The organism is Colwellia marinimaniae (genome assembly GCF_002207865.1).
Lineage (GTDB): Bacteria > Pseudomonadota > Gammaproteobacteria > Enterobacterales > Alteromonadaceae > Colwellia > Colwellia marinimaniae.
In genome coordinates, this window is sequence record NZ_BDQM01000011.1 from 79,667 (window position 1) to 103,477 (window position 23,811).

The following is a 23,811-nucleotide window of genomic DNA, read 5'->3' on the forward strand; positions in this document are numbered from 1 at the left end:
TAATTCGTTTAAGGCAGCCACAAGTGCGTGTCCCCTCATTATTTTTACTTTTTTTTATTTCTTTCCATGCCTATTCTTTAGCAAAAGAAGCCATAGTTCTCCCGCTAAATGATTGGGCTAGTCAACGATTACTATCCAAAATAGTTGGCGATAAAATTGAACAATTAGGTTATCCGGTTGAGTATTTAGTTATCAGCTCTATCAATCAAATGGGAGCGTTAAGAAAGGGGCTGGTACATATACAAGTAGAAATATGGCAAACCTATGATGACGGTACCTTCGCTCAAGCGGTTAAAGCAGGCTATATAGAAGACCTTGGTTTGCATTCCGCTCTAGGTAGGGAAGATTGGTGGTACCCAGAGTATGTTGAGCAGTTGTGTCCTGGGTTACCTGCATGGCAAGCATTAAAAAAATGTGCTGAAATTTTTAGTGGTGATAGCCAGAGCTCGAAGGGCGTCTATTATACAGGACCATGGAATTATCGCGATGCTGCCCTTATAAGGGCATTAGGGATGAATTTTACTATTGAACGGTTAGGCAATGCCGAACAGCTGTGGCAAAAATTGCGTCAAGCAGAAAAGGCTAAACAAGCGATAGTACTACTTAATTGGAGCCCTAACTGGATAGATGTGCGAATAAAAGGGCACTTTATTGAATTTCCTGAGTTTGAAAAAGCCTGTGAGCAAGACGCTTCATGGGGGGTCAACAAAGAGATGTATTTCGATTGCGGTAACCCCAAGGTTACTTATATCAAAAAAGCCGCTTGGCCAGGGCTTAAAAAGCGCTGGCCTTGTGTCTACCAACTGCTAAAAAAAGTTAATTTTACCACTGAGATGATTGCTGAAGCTTCGGCATTAAATGGCGCAGATAAAAAAACTGAGCAGCAAGCGATAACAGCATGGCTGACTAAATTTAGCGATCAAAGCCAAGACTGGTTAAGTTTTACTTGTCCTAAAAACTTGCTCGATAATTCCCCCTAATCTTAGCTCTATTTTCTCAACTGGCTGTGCTTAATACTATTTATGTCTATATTTACCTCAGTTAACAATTAATAGCTAATAAGTGAGGGCATCCCATGGCTAAAGCAATCATTGCTGATATTAAACCGATTAAAGTCAATTTGCATAAAGAGCAAGAATACTACTTTTGTACTTGTGGTCGTTCACAAAGCCAGCCTTTTTGTGATGGTTCACATAAAGGCACTGGACTTAAGTCCATGCGTTTTATTGCCCAAGATAGTGGCGATGCTTTTTTATGTCGATGTAAGCAAACTGACAATGCACCTTATTGTGATGGCAGTCATAATAAATTAAGCAAAGAGCACATTGGTAAAGAAGGCGCTGCTGGAGAAACAGCTGTAGTCGCACAGCCGATAGATATTTTACCTGCAACTACTCCTTTAAGTACTAAGCCTTTAAGCACTACACCTTTAAGTAATAATCCTGCCAGTCAAATGCCAGTTGCCAGTCCAACCAAAGAAGAGCCAACGGTTGAATTTATCCATCAACTCGCTAAAGAGGGGTTAGCCGGCGTTGGCCAGCATGGCCCGATGACCTCCATGGGTGTACCCAGACATCAATTACCACATTGGGATGATTTACAAATTATGGTGGCGCAAATGGCGCGTAAACCACTAATGGAAGATGCCACCGTTGCCACTGAACTTATTATTGGTCCAGAGGCTAAAAAACCCTTGCAGTTAAAGATCCCCTTATTTGTTTCAGATATGAGTTTTGGCGCCTTATCCGAAGAAGCTAAAATTTCTTTAGCAAAGGGCGCACAGCTTTCGGGGACTGGTATCTGCTCGGGAGAAGGTGGCATGTTGCCGGAAGAGCAGGCCGCTAATGCTCGTTATTTTTATGAGCTGGCCAGTGCCAAATTTGGTTACAATGAAAAACTATTAAAAAATGTGCAAGCCTTTCATTTTAAAGGTGGCCAAGCAGCAAAAACAGGTACCGGCGGGCATTTACCAGCCAGTAAAAATGTAGGTAAAATATCACAAGTGAGGGGCATAACACCGGGGCAAGCGGCTATATCGCCGCCAACGTTTAAAGACTTGGTTAGTGTTAACGATTTTAAAGATTTTGCCGATCATGTTAGAGAGATTACTGGCGGTATTCCTATTGGCTTTAAACTTAGTGCTAATCATATTGAGCAAGATATACAATTCGCCCTAGATGCCAGCGCAGATTACCTTATTTTAGATGGTCGTGGTGGTGGTACCGGCTCTGCTCCCGAAATGTTTCGAGATCATATCAGTGTGCCAACTATTCCAGCGCTTGCCCGAGCGAGGCGTTATCTTGATAAAGTTGGTGCTAGTGGTCGAGTAACACTTATTATAACCGGAGGACTACGGGTGCCTATGGACTTTGTTAAAGCACTCGCTCTGGGAGCCGACGGTATCGCAATTGCCAACAGTGCTATGCAATCTATAGGCTGCGTTGCCGCGCGGATTTGCCATACCAATAATTGTCCAGCGGGTATTGCCACGCAAAATGCCGATTTACGTCAACGACTCAATATTGAAAAAGCATCGCAACAATTGAGTAATTTCTTTGATGCCTCTACGCAGTTGATGCAGGTTATGGCACGTGCCTGTGGTCATCATGATTTTAAGCAATTTAACTTAAATGACTTATCGACTTGGCACCGTGACATGGCGTTACTTAGCGGGGTTAATTTTTCCGGCGTCCTTGCTCAGGGGGAAATTTATCAAGGGGAACTTCGCTAAGATGAAGGTAAAATGGCCGGCTAAAATGAATATATTTGTTATAGCCATAGGTTAACTTCTAGGCTTTGTCGATTGCTGCTATACTGCAGCAATTCTTATGCTGCCAGCCTTTATCTATCGGTAAGTTCTATAAAGTATGCTGAGCCAGTCACCTTCTTTGCTCCCGAGACACCTTATGTCCTTCGCTACCCTTAAATTATCCGCGCCAATTTTAACCGCTCTAGCGGATTTAGGTTATGAAAAACCTACCGCTATTCAAAATAAAGCCATCCCTCACGTTTTAGCGGGTAGAGATATTATTGCCGCCGCACAAACAGGCACGGGAAAAACCGCCAGTTTTGTTTTACCTTTACTTGAGCAACTCCACAGTCGTTATAAAAAAACCGACCATAAACTGCGTGGTAAACGTATTCGTGCGCTTATCTTGGTACCCACTCGAGAGTTGGCGGTGCAGGTAGAAGCAAGTATCAGTCAGTATGCTAAGCATTTAGAAATTAGCTCGATGGCAATGTACGGAGGTGTTGATGCACAAGCGCAAAAGCAACGTTTGATTTGGGGTATAGATATTCTTGTTGCTACGCCAGGACGTTTACTCGACATGGCGCATCAACGAGCTCTGTATTTTGATGAGCTTGATATGTTAGTGCTTGATGAAGCCGATAGAATGCTTGATATGGGTTTTATTGATGACATTAATAAGATTATTGAGCGTTTACCTGAGCAACGTCAAAATTTATTGTTTTCTGCCACTATTTCTGATGATGTACGTGGCTTAGCAAAAAGGACTATCCATAAGCCGGTGGAAATTTCCATTGGTAGGGATAGCGCTTCTAAGCCAAAAATTCAGCAGTGGTTAGTTACCGTAGATAAAAGTAATAAGTCGGCCTTGTTGAGTCATTTAATCAGCACGCAAAACTGGCAACAAGCACTTATCTTTATTGAAACTAAGCATGGCGCGGCCAAATTAGTCAGTCAGTTAGAAAAGCGCGGCATTGCCGCTGAGTGTATTCATAGCGGTAGAACTCAAGATATTCGTGAACAACTACTTAGTGATTTTAAATCAGGAAAAATTAAGTTTTTAGTGGCAACAGGTATTGCTGCTCGAGGGCTTGATATTGGCGAGCTTAGCCTGGTGGTAAATTATGATTTGCCTGGGCAAGTAGATGATTATATTCACCGTATCGGCCGTACTGGCCGGGCAGGCGCGACAGGTGAAGCAGTTTCTTTGGTTTCTAAAGATAATTTCAGAGAGCTTTGCGCCATTGAAAGTCGTTTAGGCCATATTATTGAGCGTAAGGAGTTTAGCGAATTTCCGGTGAAAAAGACTGTGCCAGTGTCTATTTTAAACTTTGAGTCTAAAAATGATAAAGCGAAAGGCCGTCAAGCTGCAAGTAAACAAGCTCGAAGCCCTAAACCTCGAAGCTTTAAAGCTGGCAGTAACCAGCCGAAAGTAAACCAGGCCAAAAAGGCGCACATTAGAAGTCCGTGGCCAGCTAAATAAGTCTTTAAATCGACAGCGTATTATCAGTTAAATAAAAACCGTCTAAATGTAAATGTTTAGACGGTTTTTTGTTTTTCACTAATTGTTTTTTACTAGTAAAGAAAATAATGTATGCTTTTGAAAAATAGTATTTTTATCATCAGGCAGCTCATATTACTTTAACACTAGCAAAATTCATTTTTGCAATCAAAGCACGCTTATCCGTTCATAGTCAGTTATAATGTTGCTATCTATTGAAAGTTATTTCAAACCGCTATATATCCGTTCAACGGCAAGCTACTCTTGAACATGTATCTTGAAGTAAAACGGGTCTATAGATAACTATTCAAGCAACTCTAGCCACGACAACCTTTAGGTTTTTTAATGATTAATAATGATATCCTTCGCCGCCTCAGTACTATTTTTGAGCTAACAGATGAAAAAGTTCGTACTATTTTTGCCTTAAGCCAATGTGAAATTAGTGAAGCGCAGTTAGCCAATTATTTAAAAGAAAAAGATGATGCTGACTATCAAGAAATACTCGATGTCGAATTTGCTAGTTTCTTAAATGGTCTGATTATTGATAAAAGAGGACCAAGTGATGGTCCGGTACGTCAAACTGAAGAGCAGTTAACCAATAACATGATTTTTAATAAAATTAAAATAGCTTTGTCTTTAAAAGCCGAAGAGGTGATTAGCATTCTAGAGCTCGCTGAGCTGCGTTTAGGTAAATATGAATTAAGTGCCTTCTTTAGAAACGCTAACAATAAACATTATAGAGATTGCTCGGATGATGTTTTATCGACTTTTTTAAAGGGCTTAAAGATTAAATTTCAATAAGTAATACCATAGCGTTTAAATAGCTGCTCTTCATTGCGAAGGAAAAATTAGCACTCGCTAAGTTTACTTATCCATATATTGGCTGGTCCGCTAACCTAGCAGGAATTAGCGGGCGCCGTCACTAAAACGTCATCTTATTTTCATCTTAGTTTCATATAACTCCCTTAAATTGCCACTTACCGTTAGTGATAGGAGAGTCATATGAATAATGAATATTGGCATGAAGCAGATTTGTTGGCAGATGATGAACTAACTAGGCCGGATAAAAAAGGCAAGGCTAAAGAGCGTAAACGGAAATGGCGTGAAATCGAAGCGATAAAAGACCAGCAGCGTTTACGCAGGGACATTGCTGGCTTTGAGCAATACTCTTATTAATTTTTTTTACCTCCTTTATATTGGCACTGACTGGCACTGAGATTTGTCGCCCCTTATTTCTGAGTGAAGCATGCACTTGCTTAGTTGAAAAATGCTAGGTATTAGGCGGTTTACGCTCAATAAATAAAGTAATAGCGCCGACAAAAATGAGTGTCAGTACACCTTACTGTTAACGTGATAAAAGTTGGCGGTCTGCATCTCCCCAGGGGGCTCTTGCTGCCGGTGGTTTTTATTACTCAAGACTGCAACTCTTGCCATTTGTAATTTATTTCTGTAACCCTATCTTGTATAGGTAATGCATCTGTTAGTAGGTCACGTCTCTGACCAACTTAAGCGACTTGTAACTGCTGCAGTTACCCTCAGTATGGGCTACCTCTGAGCGGGTCATGATAAGCTGTTGACTGTTGAGATAGCAAAAAACTACTAGTGATGAGAATTAATAGGCAGATGAGACCCGCTAAGCAGATTTTTAGCTTGATAGTCATGGCTTATAGTCAGCTCACTTTGACCAAGCCAACTTGATTAATTCGCTTATTCTCCATTCCTCTCAGTGTAAAGCAATGTTATTATTGCGTTAAAATATGATACAAATTGATACATCAGCTTAATTTGTGTTACGTCTATTGTTTCAATGCTTAGTTAATATTACGGTTATCAAACAGAGACATTCACAGGGAATTTATGAAAAACTTAATCAAAACCACCGTAGTTAGCTTAGTTGCCACCAGTGTTATTTTAACTTCATTTGCTGCGACCGCAGCAGAAGAGAGTGAAAATAAAAATGTAGCACCAATAGAGCAAGTAAAAACAGTGGCAAAAGGTGATAAGCAAACAGATAATAAAGTACTCACTAAAGAGCCAATAAAAGCACGCACAAAAGGTACTGCAGCAGAGGAAGAAAGTCATGACCATGATGGGTTTTCTTTTTGCATTGGTGACTGTGATGATGAAAAACATCAAGCGCACAGTTGTGACGATGATGACAAAGACTGTGAGACCATTCATCGCTTCTTTCAAAATCGCAGAGACGGCTTTTATGTTGATGTCAGTGCCATCAGCAGTGTTGGTGATGATTATGCTTATGCCGCCAATGCCGATACTGAGTCAGAATTTGATGTCACCATTAGTTACCGAGTACAGTTAGTAGGCTTGTTTATTGAGTCACCAGGTATTAGTACTCGTCGAATTCAAGGTATGTACTCAATGCCTGCCTGGGGGGTTAATTTCTATAATAGTGAAGATTACTCTTTTGATTTGTTTTACCAGTATAGTACTCGCGGCATTGAGGGCTTAGCAGGTATTCAAAGCCGTAATGAAGATGAACGTGCGGGTCTTAGAATGACCGGATTTTATGACAACAGTCAGCTACAGATGATTTACTCTCCTGTTAGTCGCAATGGTGAAGGCAGTGATGGTATTGAAGCTTCTATTTCATACAGTTATAACTGGCAGTATAGAAATACTAATTTCTATAGCAATCTTGGCATGCAATACCGTTCAAAAGAAGTAACACCATATGGTGTACAAACGTGGGCTGACGATAACTTATCAACTAAAGATGGTCTCAGCTACTCGGCCGAGTTAGGGGTTGAATACCCTTTAACTACTGATTGGGTGATAGGCAGTTATGTCGGTTATAACGCGCTGTCTGAACGCAGTATTGCCGCACGCCAAGATACCGTAGAAGACGGTTACCGTGCTGGCCTTTTACTAACATTTATTTTTTAAGGGTCCATGGCGATGCTCTCTACAAAAATGAACAAGCAGCTACAACGGTTGCTATTACCACTTAAAACCTCTTGTTTGCTACTATTGTTGTTAGTCATCAATTCGGTAGCTAATGCGACCGAGATACAAGCGAGTATGCAGGTAAGTCCAGAGCAATGTGTTGCTATGCGCCAAGGGCAGGCTTGTTATGTTTCGGTGCAGTTAAGCTGGCAAGTTACTAGCCCAGGCAATTATTGCGTATATCTCTCGGCAGCGACTAAAGCACTTAATTGCTGGGAAAATACCACTGAGGGTGAATTTAAAAAATCATTTGATAGTAATATCAATTTAGAATTTTCATTAAGACGTCAAAATGACAGTTTATCGGTAGCAACCGCGGTAGTAAAAATGGCTTGGGTTCATAAGAAAAAAGGTCAGCCAAGAAAATCATGGCGTATCTTTTAGCGTAAATTACTCCCTGGAGTCACTCTTTGGCATGACTGCTGCTAATGCAGCTGAAAGGCTCACTAAAACAAACTAAAACAAACTAAGACAAACATAGGATAGCTAAGACATGGTAGCGCAAACGGGTTCGCATATTTTATTAGTTGAAGATGATATCGATCTCGCCCACTGGATAGCGGACTATTTAATCGCACGTGACTTTAAAGTCACCACCTGCCACCGAGGGGATGAGGCGGTGGCTCTTATTGGCTCACTTAATCCTGATATTGTTTTACTCGATGGCATGTTACCCGGTATGGATGGACTTGATGTCTGCAAGACAGTACGAGCCAGCTTTACTAACCCTATCATTATGATCACCGCCCGTGATGAAGAAATCGATGAGGTGCTAGGGCTAGAGATGGGCGCTGATGACTATATCACTAAGCCCGTTCGAGCTAGGGTATTGCTGGCTCGGATTCGCGCTTTACTGCGTCGTGAGGAAAAGTCTCGTACAGCAAATAGCCAGCTTAGTGTTGATGAGCTGGCGTCTAATGGGGTACTCAAGTTCAGCGGTTTGCTGATTAGTGCACAGGCCCGCAGTGTCATCCTTGATGGCGAGTCGATAAAATTATCCTCTAATGAGTTTGATGTTTTATGGTTTCTCGCCAGCAAAGCGGGGCAGGTGGTGTCTCGTAAAGAGCTGGTGAGCCACTTTCGTGGCTTTGATTATGACGGTTTTGATCGCTCCATTGACTTACGCATATCAAGGTTACGAAAAAAATTAAAAGATGACTCTTCTGAGCCTTTTCGCATTAAAACCATCTGGGGTAAAGGCTACTTATTTGCCAAGGATGTTTGGTAATTAGCGCTATATTCCTTCTTTTAGACAATTTTCAGGGTTAACTCTTTATGCGTAATTTAACGCTTTCTTTACTGGCGGTAGTGCTCATCGCGACGATTGGTTTAGGTTGGATGTTTGATGGTATTTATGAGCAATACTTAACGCAATATAGTGACCAAGAGCAACAACAATCAACAACAGTACAGCAAGATGCCATCAGTGTTTTAGAGCAAGTAGGTACTCACTTGGCGGTAACGCTGTCGGCGCTTGATAACCGTCAAGAGTTTATTGATAAATGGCCTAACGAAGGTACATTGTCATTACACTTACAGCCTTTAACGAACTTTCCTTTACCACAAGCCTTACTTGACGATTTGACTGCCGGCCAGCCGTTATTACTTGAAACCGATGATAGTATTGCCTTGCATTTTTATCTTGCTCGTACTGATGAACTCTTGGTCTTAACCACGCTGCCCCACACAGGCAATCAAGGTAACTCATTATTACCTGTTTTTCTAACCAGTTTGTTTTATTTGGCGGTATTGCTCTTAATGCTATTGTGGCTTTATCCACTAGCAAAAAGATTAATGACCTTACGACAAGCGGCACAATCATTTGGCGAAGGTAATTTAAATCAGCGTATAGATGTTGGCTCTATCTCTTATATTCGTGATTTAGAATTAGAATTTAACCGTATGGCGCAGCGTATTGATGATTTAGTTACCGATATAAAGTTACTCAGTAGCGCTGTTTCTCACGATTTACGTACTCCCTTGGCACGCATTCGCTTTGGTATTGATACCATTCAAGAAGAAGATGATCCTGTTTTACGCAAACGTTTTGAGCAAAGGATTAGTGATAACGTTGATGAAATGGTTGATTTGGTCGAAAGTTTACTGAGTTACGCTCGTTTAGATCAAACCTTAATCACCCTAAATAAAGCCCCGGTAGATTTTATCGCACTGCTTAATACCTGTATTAATAATAAAAGCCAAGATGATATTGAACTGACTTTGCAGGTACCTAAACAGCAAGTGATGGTTGATGGTGAATTCTCTTATTTAATGGTGTTGATGAGTAACTTATTACAAAATGCCTATCAGTACTGCGATAGTCAAATTCAGGTAACCGTGGTCGAGCAGGGCAGTAATATTATTGTTACGGTTAGCGATGATGGTCAGGGTATTGCTATCGAGCAAAGAGAACAAATCATGAAACCTTTTATTCGCGGTCAAGGTAGCGAGAAAAAAGTAAAGGGTTACGGTATGGGGCTTGCCATCGTTAAGCGAATTGTCGAGTGGCATCACGGTAATATCACCATTGACAACTCAGCAAGCTTACACGGGGCACAATTTAGCATAACGCTGCCTAAAGCTAAAGTATAAGCAAAGCCAGTAGAGCCAAAATTATATCAACAAAAAATAGGCAAAAAAAAGCCACGTTATCCACGTGGCTGAAAATAATCAATGTAAGGGAATACAAATGATCAGGAAGTTGAGTAGCGTTTAAGCAAGTGAGCGATTTACTGACTATTAGCAAGAGGTTGACCAGCATTAATGCGCAACCCTATACCGATAAAAAAACTTCAGTAATTACTCACTCCTAACGAAGTAGAGTAATTGTACTAACTACTTCGCTGATGTAAAGTTATTTTTTGTAATTAACAGAGGTAAATATTATTTTGTGCTATTTAACTCAGGGGTTGGTAGGGTGGCAAACGACACGTTATTACGGTTCTTAATCTGCTACGCTTATCGTTTGCGCCACATAAGCTTTAGTGCCCCACAATGGCACTGTTGACAGGCTATGTTTAAAACTGCCAGAGGTTTCTTTAGTGGCATAAGACAAATACATTAAGGTTTGATTTTTAGCGTCAAAAATACGTCTTACTTTCATGGTTTTTAAAAATATACTTTTAGATTTTTTAAAGACTACTTCGCCAGACTTACTTTTATCTATTTTGGCAATCATTACCGAGCTAATTAGGCCGGTTTGACGACACGATATTGAACTATCACTGGGATCCGATAAGCTAAAAGTGTCTTCAACATTTGCTATGTGACAAGTAACACCTGGCACAAGCGGGTCAATTAACGTATTGATCTTTATGTCTTTTAACGTAAACATACCTAAAGAAATATCACCGACTTCATCCTTTGATAGGCTATTTATTATGAATAAAGTGATAACTAATAAGATGAAGATCGAGCCGTAAATTTTTATTTTTTTTAACATGTTAATGTCCATTTGAATGGTTATTTTATCACTGTCACGGATGCTTGAAATGACAATGAAGTGAGTAAACGATTTCTCGCCCCCCAAGGCAGGCTAGATATTAACTGGCATTGCTCTTAGTTAAAATAAAAAACTTTATAACGGCTAAGGTTTTCAGCCCTAGCATATCCGATAGTTACTGACTTAAACGCTTAAACGGGCTTTGGTTAGCGCTTTTACCTTCCAAGGTGCTGTTCTAACGCTTGTGACTGATGCACCAAGATATAAGGTAGAACTACATGGTAACTATATGATAACTATGGTAAGTATTGTTGTTTTTATACAATAAAACATGTAATTAAACCTTTAATCAAACCTTTAATCAAACCTTTAATCAAATAATGGTGAGTGCATGTTTGGCCCACCTTTTGTCTTGGAGTAAAACAATGCGCTTTGCCGCCGCAGTTGCGGTCAACCGGTTAAGTAAAGTACTTACCGCGGATAGTGGTTTAGGGGAAATCCCAACGCAATTTCTTGGCAGGTCATGGAAACATGTTGAGCATTACTGGCAGCGCTCACCTATGTTGTCATTATTTATTATGGTGACAACATGATAGCGACTTAACAACCAAGCCGTGACGGATTGGTTTTTTAGCTGTTTTTTATTTTAGAAAAATGACTAACTGCCGATAACTCTATATAACTGTTAGTTTTTCATCATATGAAATTAACAGTCCGGCTATGGAAAGTATTTTAAAGAATGATTCTGCTTGGTCTATAGTTAATTTGGCTTAGTACATTAATTAAATCAGTTAAAATTATTCTTAGTAGCTATATACCCAAACTAGATGAAGATGCAGCTTCAAGTAGCTTGGGGTATATGTAGCCGGATGTTGTTAAGTTATTGTAAATTTTTAGTTCTTATTTTAGTCCCAGTATCAATTCGCTTTTACTTTCAAAGGAAGAGATTTATCTATGTTGAATTTAACTATTCGCCGTAAAGTTGTACTTACCACATTGACTGCCGTGGTGCTATCTATTGTCATCGTTAGTGCTTTCGCCCTTAGCTCAAGTCGTGCCATTATTTTGGAAGCCGCCATTGAAAGAGAATTACCAGCAGCACTGGGTGAGGTTGCCAATGATTTAAAGGCACATTTGCTGTTACCTATTACGGTATCGCAGACCATGTCGACTAACCTTTATACTCAGCAGTTTATTGCTAATGGTGAGCAAAGAGGTGAGCAGCAACAAGTTACCTCTTATTTAAAAAATATTCAGCGTGAATTTGATACCATTAGCGCTTTTATCGTCTCAGCCAACACCGGTCACTACTTCACCCAAGGTGGACTTTTTAAAACCTTATCGCGACAAAATAATAATGATCAATGGTTTTATAATTTTATCAATAGTGGCAAGCAATATGAACTTGCTCTAGATATAGATGAACAAACCAATATCCCCACCTTATTTATTAATTACTTAATGAGAGTCTCAGGTGAGCCTAGCGCTGTAGTGGGGGTGGGTTTATCATTAGAGAATATGGCGCAAACTATTAGCCAATACCGTATTGCAAAAACGGGTAAGGTCTTTTTAGTTGATGAGCAGGGTAAAATAAAACTTCATCCGAATACCCAACAAATTGGCAAGTCTTTGGCTGATATCGGCGTTGAAAATAGCCAAAGTTTGTTATCGAAAGCACAATTTACCTCAACTGAGTTTACCCGCAACGGGGTAACAACCCTTATGGCAAGTCGCTATATTGACAATATAGGCTGGTATATCGTGGCAGAGGTTCCCAAAGAAGAGGTACTTGGTGCATTAACTCAAGCAACTTGGAAACTCGTTATGATGGGGCTAATTATTGCGGTAATTTCTGCCTTGGTCAGTACTTTGCTAATCTCTCGGTTAATTTCGCCCTTTGGTCAGTTGGCTGATATGTTGGCCGAAATTGGTGAAGGTGGTGGCGACTTAACCCGTCGTTTAGATGATTCACGTCAAGACGAAGTAGGTACTATGGCAAGGGGGTATAATCAATTTGTTAGCCATTTAAGCGAAATAATGCAACAGGTTTCAAATACCGGTAATGAACTTGCGGTTGCCATTGACGAAATAGACTCACAAGCTAAATCAATGGAAGCTGAAATTAATGAGCAAGTGAGCCGCGTTGAGCAAATTGCCACGGCGATGCATGAGATGGGTATGACCGCAGAAGAGATTGCCGGCAGTGCTAATAATGCCGCGCAAAGTGCACAATCTGCTGATGCAACGGTGCAGCAAGGTAACGACTCGGTGGTACAAACCATCTCTAGTGTTTCAGCGATGAGTGAACAGCTCATCTCTACCAGTGCTATGATCACACAATTGGCGGAAGACGCCCGCTCTATTGATACAGTTGTTGAAGTAATACGTAGTGTTTCTGAGCAAACTAACTTGTTGGCCCTTAATGCCGCTATTGAAGCTGCCCGTGCTGGCGAACAAGGACGAGGTTTTGCCGTGGTTGCAGATGAAGTCAGGACCTTGGCATCACGCAGTCATGATTCGACCGAAGAGATCAGAAGTATTATTGAAAAACTTCAAGCTAAAACAGAAGAGGTGGTTGCCGCGATTGCTCAAAGCACAGAGCTCAGTACTAACAGTCAAACCGAGGCGAGTAACTCAGGTAAACACTTAAAAAGTATTTCAGCAAGTATCGCTATTATGAATGAGATGAATTTGCAAATTGCTACGGCGACAGGAGAGCAATCGAATGTGGTCGGTGAAATTAATCCTCATGTTAGTGCCGTTGCTGATATTTCGCGCGCCAATAGCCAGATAGTGCAGCAAACCTCTATTGCTTGTAGTGAGCTTAGAGAGAAAGCCATGCATTTAAATGAGCTAGTATCACGTTTTAAGTTTAATTAATATTAATGGCCTAAATATCCAATAACGTCGTTGCTTTCAATCACAATAGCTAGCTATTGCTCAATCAAGCGTCTTGTTTTTGAACATTTATTCTCATTGAATTTAATTGCTTTAACATAAAATTCATTTATTACAGCTTTCTCTGATAATAAAATTTAAAATATCATCCTACGAAATTAAAATGCCAGTCACATTATGACTGGCATTTTTTTGTCTGCTAAAAGCTAACTATTATTACCAAATGCGCACACGCTCATCTTCTGGTAAATAAAGCGCATCACCTGGTTGTACGTCAAAGGCTTTATACCAAGCATCGTGGTTACGTGGCGCTTGTGCACGGAAACGTCCTGGTGCATGTGTACCACCACGTAATTGGTTTAACATACTCTTTTCAGTACGTTTTTCTTTCCATACTTGTGCCCATGCTAAGAAGAAACGTTGGTCACCAGTAACACCGTCAATAATAGGCGCTGCTTTACCATTTAAACTCAATTTATAAGCATGGTAAGCCATGGCTAAGCCACCAACATCACCAATGTTTTCGCCCAAGCTGTTACGGCCGTTTACAAAGTTATCTGGAATGGCTTCATACTTATTGTATTGCGCCACTAATTGGTCGGTTTTTGCATCAAAAGCGTCCCGGTCTTCATCAGTCCACCAATTGCGTTGTATACCATTTTCATCAGACTTTGAACCTTGATCATCAAAGCCATGGCCCATCTCATGACCAATTACCGCACCAATGGCGCCGTAGTTAACCGCAGCATCGGCCATGGGATCGAAAAATGGCGGTTGTAATATTGCTGCAGGAAAGACAATTTCATTAAATGAACTGTTGTAGTAGGCGTTAACACGTTGTGGCGTCATACCCCAACGATCACGGTCGGTTTTCTTTAACTCTTTAGCGACGCTATCGGCATGAAAAAATTGACGTAAGTTTTTAATGTTAGCCATTAAATCATTTTTTAAAATTGTTACCCCGTCAAATTCTTGCCAGACATCAGGGTAACCAATTTTAGGGGTAAATGCGGCAAGCTTAGCATGAGCATTCACTTTCGTTGCATCACTCATCCAATCAAGCCCGTCGATACGTTGGCCCAGAGCCGTACGTAAATTTTCAACTAGCTGCGCCATTTGTAACTTTGAGCTTTCAGGGAAGTAGCGTTCAACATAGACTTTACCAATAGCAAAACCTAATGATTCGGTATCTGACATTTCACCAATAGCACGTTTCCAACGTGGACGGGGCTCTTGTTGACCATTTAATTCTTGTCCATAAAAAGCAAAGTTAGCGGCATAAATGTCATCAGACAATAAACCGGCATTGCCACTAATGGTATGATAAGTTAAATAATCTTGCCAAACTGCTAGCTTCTCTGAGTTGATTAAAGCAATCATGGCTTTTACCGGCTCAGGCTGAGAAATATTAAGTTGTGGCACTTTATAACCTGATTGAGCAAAGTAAGTATCCCAGTCAAAGTCAGGGTATTGCTTAGCTAAATCAGCACGTTTTACTTGATTTAAGCTTAAATCACGATTACGACGTTTCTCACGTGGCCAGTGTCCTTGGGCTATTTTAGTTTCCAGTGCCAAAACCTGCTCGGCCCGTGCTTGGCCATTTTCAATACCGGCAAAAGCTAGCATAGTCGCAATATGTGCTGCATAGGCATTACGGATTTCTTCAAAACGTTCGCTGTCTTCTAAGTAGTAAGAGCGGTCTGGCAGACCTAAACCACCAGCACCAATAGACATTTCATATTGGTTTGGATCTAAACGGTTAAACCACATATAGCCACCAATTGGCGACTCGGTTCCCGTTAACCATGCCTGACCAAAAATCTTGGTTAAATCGTTAGTGTTTTTTACTGCGCTAATTTGAGCTAAAGTCGCCTGAATCGGGCTGATGCCTAATTTATTGACCGCTTCAGTGTCCATATATGCCTGATAAAAATCCGCAATTAATTGTTCATCGGCGTTGAGATTACTGCGGCTGGTAATATCATCAATAATTTCTTTTACTTGTGCTTCACTGCGCTCAGCTAAAGCAGTAAAGGCACCAAAACGAGTTTTATCGGCAGGCATAACAAAATTGTCATACCAAGTACCGCTGGCATACATAAAGAAGTCATCACCGGGCTTTATTGCTTCATTACGGGCGCTTAAGTCGACACCAAAGCTACCAAGCTCTGCTTTGCTGACGGTAACACTTTTATTGCTGTCATTACTCGCTTCAAACATGCCACAACCACCAAGAAAGGTAGCAGCCAAGGCAATGGCTATCAAAGATTTTTTCATGAAATTGTTCTCTTTTTAAATTGATTTTTGTAGTTATCTACTAACTGGCTGTCGTTAATTAGTTAGCCAAGTAAATAGCGATATTTAAACAAGCAGCTTAACTTTTGTTTTTATAGGTTATGCTTGTATTAGCTGCTTTATAACATTCTTGCTTTTTCATGAGCAGCCAATATTTATCGGCTTACCCTAGCATTCTTAACCCTACCATTTTCTCGTATGTTAAAAAAATGTCAACTAGGATGCGTTTAACGGTAGGGTTTATTCGATGAGATTATTGTCACAGCAACTTTACACCCTGGTTTCGTGCGGTAATGAAAACAAACATGGTCATGCAAGTTTGTTGTTAATAAAGTTACCTTCTGCTAAATGAATTTTGCAATTATTGCTTTGGCTAGGTATAAAGGCGACCACGATTTATTATTTTATGAGTTAGTTTAGTGAAGACGTTTTTATTGCTATTGTTATTCCTTATCGTCGGTCCAGTGCTGGCAAAGTCTAACCTGGAAAAGTCAGGTGATATTATCCACTTACTTTTACCAGCCACGGCCTTAACTGCCAGCTTAGTGATAGAGGATAACTATCAAGGTAGTTGGCAGCTTATTAAGTCAGGGCTAGTGTCTCGTGTGGCAGTGGAAGGGCTCAAGTTCACTGTAGAGAAAGACAGACCTGACGGCTCTGGGGACGATTCATTGCCTTCAGGTCATACCGCCGATAGTTTTGCCGCGGCAACATTTATTCAACAGCGTTATGGCTGGCAATGGGGAATTCCCGCTTATATTGGCGCAACTTTTGTTGGCTATAGTCGCGTACAAAGTAATAAACACTATGCGGTAGATGTATTAGCTGGCGCTGCTATTGGTGTTATTTCAGGGCTATATTTTACCGAACCTTACTCGGGTATTACCATTTTACCTACCGCTAGCCTTGGTCATTATGGCTTGAGTTTTAGCGGCACTTTTTAACGATTAATATTAAAATATTAAAATATCAAAAAAACAAATAAGAGTAGCAGCAAACAATGACGAATAAAGTATCAAAAGAAACCCAAGAGCAAGCCCTAAAAGTGGCCACGGGCAGACAAAAAAAAGGCCAAAGCAAAGAACAAACTAAACTTATTGCCCAAGGCATTGAAAAGGGTATTAGTGAATATAAAAAGCTGCAAAGTAAAAAGTCTCGTGAGCGAGATAAAGACCGTAAGCAACAAATAAAGCAAAAACAGAGATCAGCACAAGAGCTAAGTGGTTTGGGTGAGTCAACAGAAGTTAAAAAGTCTAATAAACTCCCTTGGCTCTTATTAGGCTTAAGTTGGCTGGGTTTTATTAGCTACTTATTGCTTAGCTAATGCCCTTCCGGGCCATGTTAGCCTGAACACTAAGCTAGGCTCAGCGTTAAGGCGGTTTGTCCATGCCAAGGGTTCAGCTCGCATATACCCGATACCAATCAAAGTGCAGGATTTTAGTGGGAATTAAAATCGCTTTAGGCAAGGGAAATAATTGAAGCATAGTCATTATATGGTTTAATTATTTAACGCTGTATAAAGTCATTTTAAATCCATCGAAGAAGTGTTTGAGCAACATCACTTCATCGTTGCTATGATTTATAAGGGAATAACCATTATTTCATCATAGCGCCTTGAATTGAAATTGATCAAGCACTCCAAAACATGCATCTTGAATGGGAACGGGTATAACGCTACCTGGTCAAATGTTTAGAAGAACTCAGTCAACCCGAGCCTGACATAGAATCATTGCAACCTTGGGATCTAAAAACTCGGTGCCAATCCGAAGACGGACACAAAAAGCCCCGTAAAAACGGAGCTTTCTCTTTTTGAATATTTGCAAGGATCAGTCTATTAAATCCAGAAGTTCAAGTCTTTCTTTTGCTAGACTATATCTTGCGCGGACATCATCAATTTGCTGTTGAGTTAATTTCTTACCAAAGGTACGAAGCCCTCCATCGGCATCATTATGATGAATTCCCATAGCAAACTTAAGATATTCCATAAGCAGCGGCTGAGCATCAAGATATGATATGGAATTCATGGCCTGAGAAATTTTGTTTGCCTCAGCCCATTCTCCTTTTAAAACATACTCTTGCATAGTAATACTTGCTTTTGGGAAGATAGTACCTACACCTGTAATCCCACCGCATGCTCCTGCAAGTCCTGCATGTACAGTTACAGTGTCAACACCTGCCAAAATTTTTAAATCTTTGTTCTCTAACATCAGCGTTTCAATAGTTGAAACATCTGTAGTCGATATTTTAAGAGCAGTTACTTCAGGTAGAACAGAAAGTCTTCTAAGAACATCAGTTGAGAGCGCATGATAGCCGGCTGCATCAGGGTTGTTATAAGGCATAATTGTTACGCCTGCCTCTTTTGCAGTTGCTACAGCAAGCTCATAGTACGCATACATTTCTTCATCAGAAGGAACCGCCTTAGTTTTTGGCGGCATGACCATGACTGTATCCACTCCAACCGTTGCGAGTCCTTCAATGATTTTGGCAAGCTCTTCCTTCGTTTCTGCTGCAGCTCCACTGATCAACGGGACATTGTATTCTTTAGCAACCTCAGAAAGGCATGTAAGTAAAGCAAGACGCTGTTCGGTGCTCAGGTAGCTATTCTCACCCAGAGTACCTGAAGCGACAAGTCCGCCCATTCTGCTGCCGCCCTTTCCCTGAGCTTTTAAAACACCTGCAGCCTGTTTTTGTGTTGCATCAAAGTCAATTTCAAGGGCACCGGATTCTGACTCTTTTAGCCAGGTAAACACGGCCGGCATAACCGTATATCGCCAATCTGTACTATTTGTTTCCATCATATTTTCTCTTGTTTAAAAACCACATTGAATATTGAATACATTATACCATTTAAATTACCTCAGGCAAAGCCGGAGGATTATTGGCTTACGCCCAAAGCGTATTACATGCCAAACTTCAGTTGCTCCCGGAACTCATCTTTTTTCTGTTGATTTGGGATATATACCCGTTACCATACTTTCATCCAACCCTACTGTTGAAACAAAATACCCTCTAGGCCCAAAAGTTTTCTCCATTGAAGTTGCGCTGCCTACCTCTGAAGTTTTTTGCTATCGAGATCGCACTTTTACCTTTAGCTAATTCAGAAAAGTTTCACCTAAATGTTTTCTTATCGCACCATAAATCAATTTTTGCCGTTGAATTTTCCCTATTCAGTCAGCGTTCTGTGAGATTTTATACAAGTGATTTAGTTTTGTCAGGATTTTCAAAAATGAACGGTTCAATTTTTACTGTCGCAGTTGCCTGAGTTAATGCTAGTTAAAGCGACTAATACAAAAAGGACTAAGGTCAATTTCTGTCTTTTTCTTCGTGACTAATTGACCAATTAGTTTGCCGGTAATAGCTCCTTGGGTTAGACCTAAGTGCTGATGGCCAAGAGCAAAAAATATTTTATCGTGATTTGGCGCTTGGCAAATAACCGGTAAAGAGTCAGGTAATGACGGGCGACAACCCATCCAGCTTTCTTCTTTAGCTGTTTGCTCTGACTCTTGTTCAGCTTTACTTTCGGGCAGTGCCTTTAAAATAAAAGCGGCATTAGCTTTTAACATTTCAGCACGCTTATAATTTGCTGGTGCGTCAAGGCCTGCATACTCTACTGTACCCGCTAGTCTTAAAGTGTTAGCCATTGGGGTAATGATAAAGCGGCGTTCAGCAGAAGCTACTGGTCGAGATAATAGGGCAGACTCTTGTTCATTAATAGGTAAACTCAAGCTATAACCGCGTTCTGCTTCAATAGGCAGGTGATAATCTAAGCCCTTTAGTAATTCTTTTGACCATGCACCGCAAGCAACAACGCAGTGATCAAAAACGAGTGTTAACTTATCTGTATTCTCTGTTCCATCTGTTTTTAGCGTAACACCCGTATCGGTTTGTGTAATACCTGTTACAGCTGCTTGTTGAAAGGTCATGCCTTTGCTTTTAGCGAAGTCGGCCAATGCTCGGCTCAATGCTAAGGGATCAATGGTGTGAGCAACGTCGGTAAAATATAGCGAATAGTTAATGTTGTCACTTAAATTAGGCTCCAAGGCAAGGGTCTGCGCTCTATCTAAGAGTTTTACCGCAATGCCAGCACTTTGATAGTGCTGATGCATTGCTTCTACTTTACTCAGTTCACTTGTTTCAAACACTAACAAGGAACCCTGTAAGCTAATTAAATGTCCTGCATCGGCGGCTTTTAATAGTTCAGTATAATGGCGGATGGCATTTTTATTGAGTGCTTGTAAAGCCAGGGTGTTTTTAGCACGTAAACTCGGACGCATATTATTAAAAAACTGTACAAACCATGGAATGGCCTTAAAAAAGTGCTTAGCTGATAATGAAACAGGTCCAAGAGGATCAAGTAACATCTTCGGCATTTGCCATAATAATGAAGACTCAGCCAAAGGAAATACCTGTTCACTGGCAAAATGACCGGCATTAGCTTTCGAGCAGCCCAAACCTATACCTTCCTTATCAAGTAAAGTGACTTGATAACCTAGACTTTGTAACTCTAGCGCACAATTTATACCAATAATACCGGCGCCAATAACAGCAACTGTTTGCTGTGTTTTATCTTGTTTATGTTCTGCTGTATTCATTAGTTTACACCTTGTGATAACTAGAGGTCTAAGTGATTCTTATTAATAGGTTTTGCTGCCGACTATGAAGTAAAAATAAATTATACTTGCCATCTTAAATGGATTGTATACAATATACTTAAATTTGACTAGCAATAGTTTATCAAAATTCATTTTGGTACTAAACGGAATTATTGTCGAAGTAGACGTCGGATTTAACATCGACAGAAAAATCGACATTACTAATAGTTGTAAAAAGCTACAAAAACGATTGGGATATTATCACAAAGAATTTAGCGAGTTAACGCGTGCGCCACGTATGCCATTAATTGGTGAAGAGCGTGCAAACGTTGAACGCATCTATAATGAAGCGGTTGCAAACCGCATCGATTTGAGAAAATTTAACTTAGATTAATTGCTTTATTAGCAATTGACAGGGAAGCACAGGAATTTAATTTCCGTACTTCCCTTTAGTCAGTTAAAAAGGAATTATTATTGGGGACAATATGGTTAAAGGTACATTTTTTTGTATTGACGCACACACCTGCGGTAATCCGGTTCGGTTGGTGACCAGTGGTCATCCCAACTTAGTGGGTGACACCATGAGTGAAAAGCGTCTGGATTTTATTGAACGTTTTGATTGGATCCGTAAAGGCTTGATGTTTGAACCGCGTGGCCACGATATGATGTCAGGTGCATTTTTGTATCCACCTTGTAGTGATAATGCGGATGCGGCCATTTTATTTATTGAAACCTCGGGCTGCTTACCTATGTGTGGTCATGGCACTATCGGCACTATTACCGCGGGCTTAGAAAATGGTCTTATTACCCCGAAAACCCCAGGGAAACTTATTATAGATGTTCCCGCCGGTCAGATTGCTATTGAGTATCAAGAAAATAATGGCAAGGTCTCTAGCGTTAAAATATTTAATGTTGCCGCTTACCTAGCACATCGCGATATCACCCTCGATATTCCAGGTTTAGGTCAGTTAATTGTTGATGTATCTTACGGTGGCAATTTTTATGTCATTGTCGAACCACAAGAAAACTTTCCCGGTATCGACCAATGGAGCGCGGCAGATATATTGAAGTGGAGCCCGATAGTACGTGAAATCGCAGGAAAATCCCTTGACTGCGTGCACCCAGAAGATGCCAGTGTTAATGGCGTCAGTCACGTTTTGTGGACCGGGCAGCCGCAAACCCCAGGCTCAGATGCCGCCAATGCAGTATTTTATGGTGATAAAGCCATTGATCGCTCGCCATGTGGCACTGGTACCAGTGCGAGAATGGCGCAGTTATTTGCCAAAGGTGAATTAGCTGTTGGCGATACCTTTGTACATGAAAGCTATATTGGTAGCCAATTTACCGGCAAGATTGAAAGCGTAGTTGAGCTAAATGCCTCAGGTAAGACCATCACTGCCATTATGCCGAGCATTGAAGGCTGGGCAAAAGTATTTGGTAAAAACTGTATTACCATCGATGACGATGACCCTTATGCTTTTGGTTTTAGTGTTAAGTAGCATACCTAAGATGAATAACTCAGTCATAACGAGTTAGTAAAATTTCTGATGAAGGGATAACGAGTCCCTTCGTTAAAACCCAAATTATACCCAGTGTGCTTATTTGATAAGGGCACCTAGCAACATAAGTGAGTAAGAAGATGACAATATCAGGACAAAATTTAATTGCTGGCGAATGGTCAGGCAAAACTGAAGGTGGCTTTAAAGCATTTAATGCCCAAACTCATAAGGCGATTGATATTGAATTTGCTGATGCGACTGAGCTTGAAGTAAATACTGCCATCGAACGTGCCAATGACGCTTTCACTTCTTATAGCCAGTTAAGTGCAACAAAACGCGCTGCTTTTTTACGCGCGATTGGTGCGGAAATTCTTGCCCTAGGTGACGAATTAGTTGATACCGCTTGTGCTGAAACAGGTCTACCGGCAATGCGTATTCAAGGCGAACGCGGCAGAACCATTGGTCAACTGGCACTGTTTGCTGATCTATTGGAAGCAGGAGAGTATCAATGTGTTATTGAGCAGGCTAATAACGATCGTCAACCGTTACCAAAACCTGATACTCGTTTAGGTTATTTACCTCTAGGTGTAGTTGGTGTTTTTGCGGCAAGTAATTTCCCGCTTGCCTTTTCTACTGCTGGTGGTGATACCGCCTCTGCGCTAGCGGCAGGTTGTCCTGTGGTAATGAAAGCACACGCGGCACATCCTGCCACGGCTGAATTGGTAGCCAGAGCAATATTGAAAGCGATTGAAAGCTGTGACTTAGATCGCGGTATATTTTCCCTTATCCAAGGTAAAAACTATGCCATCGCTACGCAAATTGTTAGTCATCCATTAGTTAAAGCAGTTGGTTTTACTGGCTCTGAACGTGTCGGTATGATTTTACAAGCGCAAATTCATCAACGCCCTGAGCCTATCCCATTTTATGGTGAGCTAGGTAGCATTAACCCACAATTTATTATGCCTAATAAAGTTGCTCAAGACGGCGCTGAAATTGCACAAGGCTTAGTTGCTTCATTAATGATGGGCCAAGGCCAGTTTTGTACCAGCCCGGGCGTTTGGGTTGTAGTAGGCAGTGAAGAAAGTGAAAGTTACCAAACCTTTATCACTTCAGCTAGCGAAGCGTTAGCGCAGCAAGCAGCGGGTGTTATGTTAACGCCAGCAATGTGTGCTAGCTATAATGCTGCCGTTGCTGAGCGCAAAGCACTTAGCGGTGTTAGCTTATTATCAACAGGTAAAACAGGTAATGAGCAAGAGTGTTCAGCGTCATTATTTGCTACCGACCTAGCTACCTTTGCTAAAACACCATTACTACAAGAAGAAGTTTTTGGTTTTAGCGCTTTAGTTGTTCGCTGTGCTGATATAGCTGAAATGATGCAGTTCGTTAGCCTACTTAAAGGTAACTTAACCGCAAGTATTCATGGCTTAGACAGTGATTTAGCTACCTCGAAAGAGCTAAGTCTTAGCCTTGCCCATAAAGTTGGCCGCTTGATTTACAATCAAATGCCTACCGGTGTTGAAGTATGTGCCTCAATGAACCACGGTGGACCATTCCCAGCATCAACTAATATCAGAACTACGTCTGTGGGCAGTGAAGCCATTACCCGCTTTAGACGTCCTATCTGTTATCAAAACATGCCGACAGAGTTGTTACCGGCCTTGTTAAAAGACTAACTAAAGTTAACTTTAAAACCAAGTACATAATGTACTTGGTTTTTTTCTATCTTTAATTTTAACTTTTAATATGACTTTAAATTTCACTGTAAATAATTTCACTGTAAATATTACGTTCAACATTAATTCTATTGATTTATGCAATGTTTAGCGTTGCGAAAATCAACAGGACTAATGTGGTTAACAAGCAATAATCAA

20 protein-coding genes and 1 pseudogene are annotated in these 23,811 nt (G+C 40.7%); 16 read left to right on the forward strand and 5 right to left on the reverse strand.

Annotated features, from left to right (window positions below; genetic code table 11):
• Window positions 1-23: 23 nt before the first annotated feature.
• The 9 genes from MTCD1_RS08725 to MTCD1_RS08760 all read left to right on the forward strand — a co-directional run bounded on the left by MTCD1_RS08725 (window position 24) and on the right by MTCD1_RS08760 (window position 9,806).
• Window positions 24-980, forward strand: a complete 957-nt coding sequence (locus MTCD1_RS08725) for an ABC transporter substrate-binding protein (protein WP_057180149.1) — start codon at window positions 24-26, stop codon at window positions 978-980.
• A gap of 95 nt (window positions 981-1,075) precedes the next feature.
• Window positions 1,076-2,731 carry a glutamate synthase-related protein gene (locus MTCD1_RS08730; protein WP_057180150.1) on the forward strand — a complete coding sequence of 552 codons (1,656 nt, stop codon included), beginning with the start codon at window positions 1,076-1,078 and terminating at the stop codon, window positions 2,729-2,731.
• 175 nt (window positions 2,732-2,906) lie between these two features.
• Complete coding sequence (locus MTCD1_RS08735; protein ID WP_057180151.1) at window positions 2,907-4,232, forward strand: DEAD/DEAH box helicase; 1,326 nt, start codon at window positions 2,907-2,909, stop codon at window positions 4,230-4,232.
• 363 nt (window positions 4,233-4,595) lie between these two features.
• Complete coding sequence (locus MTCD1_RS08740; RefSeq protein ID WP_057180152.1) at window positions 4,596-5,051, forward strand: YehS family protein; 456 nt, start codon at window positions 4,596-4,598, stop codon at window positions 5,049-5,051.
• A gap of 201 nt (window positions 5,052-5,252) precedes the next feature.
• A complete protein-coding gene (locus tag MTCD1_RS20685; protein WP_143760100.1) occupies window positions 5,253-5,426 on the forward strand; it encodes a DUF3545 family protein in 174 nt (57 codons plus the stop codon).
• Window positions 5,427-6,107: 681 nt separating this feature from the next.
• Entirely contained in the window at window positions 6,108-7,154 is a 1,047-nt protein-coding gene (locus MTCD1_RS08745; RefSeq protein WP_057180153.1) for a MipA/OmpV family protein, read from the forward strand.
• Between the two features lie 12 nt (window positions 7,155-7,166).
• Window positions 7,167-7,598, forward strand: coding sequence for a DUF3019 domain-containing protein (locus tag MTCD1_RS08750; protein ID WP_057180366.1), 432 nt, complete (start codon window positions 7,167-7,169; stop codon window positions 7,596-7,598).
• 109 nt (window positions 7,599-7,707) lie between these two features.
• Window positions 7,708-8,442 (forward strand): response regulator, encoded by a 735-nt coding sequence (locus MTCD1_RS08755; protein ID WP_057180154.1) that lies wholly within the window; start codon window positions 7,708-7,710, stop codon window positions 8,440-8,442.
• Window positions 8,443-8,489: 47 nt separating this feature from the next.
• Window positions 8,490-9,806: an ATP-binding protein gene (locus MTCD1_RS08760; RefSeq protein WP_057180155.1), complete on the forward strand. Its 1,317-nt coding sequence runs from the start codon at window positions 8,490-8,492 to the stop codon at window positions 9,804-9,806.
• 352 nt (window positions 9,807-10,158) lie between these two features.
• Here the strand turns inward: MTCD1_RS08760 and MTCD1_RS08765 are convergent, their stop codons facing one another.
• On the reverse strand, window positions 10,159-10,656 hold the full coding sequence (locus MTCD1_RS08765) for a CreA family protein (protein WP_057180156.1): 498 nt from the start codon (window positions 10,654-10,656) through the stop codon (window positions 10,159-10,161).
• 425 nt (window positions 10,657-11,081) lie between these two features.
• On the opposite strand from MTCD1_RS08765, the gene MTCD1_RS08770 reads away from it, so the two are divergent.
• A complete protein-coding gene (locus MTCD1_RS08770) occupies window positions 11,082-11,249 on the forward strand; it encodes a hypothetical protein (RefSeq protein ID WP_197410257.1) in 168 nt (55 codons plus the stop codon).
• 361 nt (window positions 11,250-11,610) lie between these two features.
• Complete coding sequence (locus MTCD1_RS08775; RefSeq protein ID WP_057180157.1) at window positions 11,611-13,536, forward strand: methyl-accepting chemotaxis protein; 1,926 nt, start codon at window positions 11,611-11,613, stop codon at window positions 13,534-13,536.
• A 234-nt stretch (window positions 13,537-13,770) separates the two neighbouring features.
• Here MTCD1_RS08775 and MTCD1_RS08780 read toward each other — a convergent pair whose 3' ends face one another.
• Window positions 13,771-15,774 (reverse strand): M13 family metallopeptidase, encoded by a 2,004-nt coding sequence (locus MTCD1_RS08780; RefSeq protein ID WP_438819280.1) that lies wholly within the window; start codon window positions 15,772-15,774, stop codon window positions 13,771-13,773.
• Between the two features lie 494 nt (window positions 15,775-16,268).
• Between MTCD1_RS08780 and MTCD1_RS08785 the strand changes: the two genes are divergently transcribed.
• Complete coding sequence (locus MTCD1_RS08785) at window positions 16,269-16,793, forward strand: phosphatase PAP2 family protein (protein WP_057180159.1); 525 nt, start codon at window positions 16,269-16,271, stop codon at window positions 16,791-16,793.
• 56 nt (window positions 16,794-16,849) lie between these two features.
• Window positions 16,850-17,173: a DUF2956 family protein gene (locus MTCD1_RS08790; protein WP_057180160.1), complete on the forward strand. Its 324-nt coding sequence runs from the start codon at window positions 16,850-16,852 to the stop codon at window positions 17,171-17,173.
• A 502-nt stretch (window positions 17,174-17,675) separates the two neighbouring features.
• Here MTCD1_RS08790 and MTCD1_RS08800 read toward each other — a convergent pair.
• The 3 genes and pseudogenes from MTCD1_RS08800 to MTCD1_RS08810 all read right to left on the reverse strand — a co-directional run bounded on the left by MTCD1_RS08800 (window position 17,676) and on the right by MTCD1_RS08810 (window position 20,441).
• Window positions 17,676-18,644 carry a dihydrodipicolinate synthase family protein gene (locus MTCD1_RS08800; RefSeq protein ID WP_057180368.1) on the reverse strand — a complete coding sequence of 323 codons (969 nt, stop codon included), beginning with the start codon at window positions 18,642-18,644 and terminating at the stop codon, window positions 17,676-17,678.
• A 104-nt stretch (window positions 18,645-18,748) separates the two neighbouring features.
• A pseudogene (locus tag MTCD1_RS08805) lies at window positions 18,749-19,004 on the reverse strand (transposase); the annotation flags it as partial.
• 114 nt (window positions 19,005-19,118) lie between these two features.
• Window positions 19,119-20,441: an NAD(P)/FAD-dependent oxidoreductase gene (locus MTCD1_RS08810; protein WP_057180161.1), complete on the reverse strand. Its 1,323-nt coding sequence runs from the start codon at window positions 20,439-20,441 to the stop codon at window positions 19,119-19,121.
• Window positions 20,442-20,565: 124 nt separating this feature from the next.
• On the opposite strand from MTCD1_RS08810, the gene MTCD1_RS21725 reads away from it, so the two are divergent.
• The 3 genes from MTCD1_RS21725 (at window position 20,566) to MTCD1_RS08820 (ending at window position 23,613) form a co-directional block, all read left to right on the forward strand.
• Window positions 20,566-20,835 (forward strand): hypothetical protein, encoded by a 270-nt coding sequence (locus MTCD1_RS21725; protein WP_231732976.1) that lies wholly within the window; start codon window positions 20,566-20,568, stop codon window positions 20,833-20,835.
• Window positions 20,836-20,926: 91 nt separating this feature from the next.
• Entirely contained in the window at window positions 20,927-21,940 is a 1,014-nt protein-coding gene (locus tag MTCD1_RS08815) for a 4-hydroxyproline epimerase (protein WP_057180162.1), read from the forward strand.
• A 140-nt stretch (window positions 21,941-22,080) separates the two neighbouring features.
• The gene (locus tag MTCD1_RS08820; protein WP_057180163.1) at window positions 22,081-23,613 is read left to right on the forward strand and encodes an aldehyde dehydrogenase (NADP(+)); all 1,533 of its coding nucleotides are present in this window, start codon (window positions 22,081-22,083) and stop codon (window positions 23,611-23,613) included.
• Window positions 23,614-23,811: the final 198 nt, after the last annotated feature.